The sequence below is a fragment of the Bradyrhizobium sp. P5_C11_2 genome (assembly GCF_054049755.1).
In genome coordinates this window covers 1-1413 of the sequence record NZ_JBFULT010000995.1, presented here as the reverse complement: position 1 = coordinate 1413, position 1413 = coordinate 1, and the positions used below count along the sequence as shown (strand labels likewise).

The 1413-nt window shown below is 65.0% G+C and carries 1 tRNA gene and 1 pseudogene; one reads left to right on the top strand and one right to left on the bottom strand.

The features are described 5' to 3' along the window. Nucleotides 1-15 precede the first annotated feature (15 nt). A tRNA-Arg gene (locus ACXJL8_RS41035) sits at nucleotides 16-92 on the bottom strand. A gap of 413 nt (nucleotides 93-505) precedes the next feature. Here ACXJL8_RS41035 and ACXJL8_RS41030 point away from each other — a divergent pair. Next, nucleotides 506-1413, top strand: a pseudogene (locus ACXJL8_RS41030) (alpha-2-macroglobulin family protein); the annotation flags it as partial.

Below are 1413 nucleotides of genomic sequence, written 5' to 3'. Positions count from 1 at the left end.
GTTTTTGAGAGTTTTTGGCGATCCCAGCAGGACTCGAACCTGCAACCCGCGGAGTAGAAATCCGCTACTCTATCCAGTTGAGCTATGGGACCGTCTTGAGCCGCCCCGGTTTGGCGGCTGGCTGTTCATATATCATGCCAATATGAAAAATCTGGTGTTTCGCCAAGCCTGAACCGAACCGTTTTCCTCAAAGCCGCGACAAAGCGGAACGGTGGGGTGTCAGGGTGCCGGGTTGAGCGGCCGCGGACTGGACGATGGATCACATCGCCGGGAACGCAGGCTAGCTTCCGGGACACGGCCGCCGGTCGACTGGTCAGGTATGGCTGCGCCATCAGGACGGCGTGCGCGGCGGTATCGCGATCGGTCTCCTCAGGGCTTGCCTTGTCATGGCGAATGCGGCGTTTTGCACCTTTGGTTCCATCGCCTTGAGTCCGTCACCTTTCCGCGCACTTCATGCCACCGCGGCGCTCGTCCGCGATCCTCTCAGGGATTTCTGGAGTCCATCATGATCGGTCTGATCCGCGCCGTCACACTCTGCGCCACGCTGGCGTTCGGCCTTGCGGCCGCGCAAGGAGCCGACAAGGCGTTCAAGCGCGACGATCTCGCCGATTCCGCAATCAAGCTGGAGGCCCAGATCAAGAGCGAGGCCGGGCCGGTCGCCAAGACCAGCGCGACGCTGCGCACCGACGCCGACGCCGCGTTCCGGCGCAACGATTTCCGCAGCGGCCTGTCGGTGCTCGGCCAGATCGCCGCGACCACGCCCGAGGATGCCGGCAACTGGCTGCGGCTGGCGCGGGTCATCTTCCAGATCAGCCCGAAGAGCTCGAGCGAGCAGACTTTCCTGCTGGAGCGCGCCTCGACCGCGGCCTACATCGCCTACCAGCGCGCCGGCAATCCCGGCGAGGAGGCCGACGCGCTCGCCGTGCTCGGAAAATCGCTCGCCGAACGCAAGCTGTGGCGGCCGGCGCTGGATTCGCTGCGGCTGTCGCTCGACATGCGCGAGGTCGCCGACGTTCGCGGCCAATATGAGAAGCTGCGCGACGAGCACGGTTTCCGGCTGCTCGACTATACGGTGGATTCGGACTCGGCGAGCCCGCGCGCCTGCTTCCAGTTCTCCGAGGAATTGGCAAAACGCACCGACTTCGCGCCATACCTGGCGCTTGCGGGCCAGGACAAGCCGGCGCTGTCGGCCGAAGGCAAGCAGCTCTGCGTCGACGGGCTGAAGCACGGCGAACGCTACAACGTCAATCTGCGCGCCGGCCTGCCGTCGACCGTGAAGGAGGGCCTGCCGAAATCGGCCGAGTTCAACATCTATGTGCGCGATCGCAAGCCGTTCGTGCGCTTCACCAGCCGCGCCTATGTGCTGCCCAGGACCGGCCAGCGCGGCATTCCCGTGGTCAGCGTCAACACGCC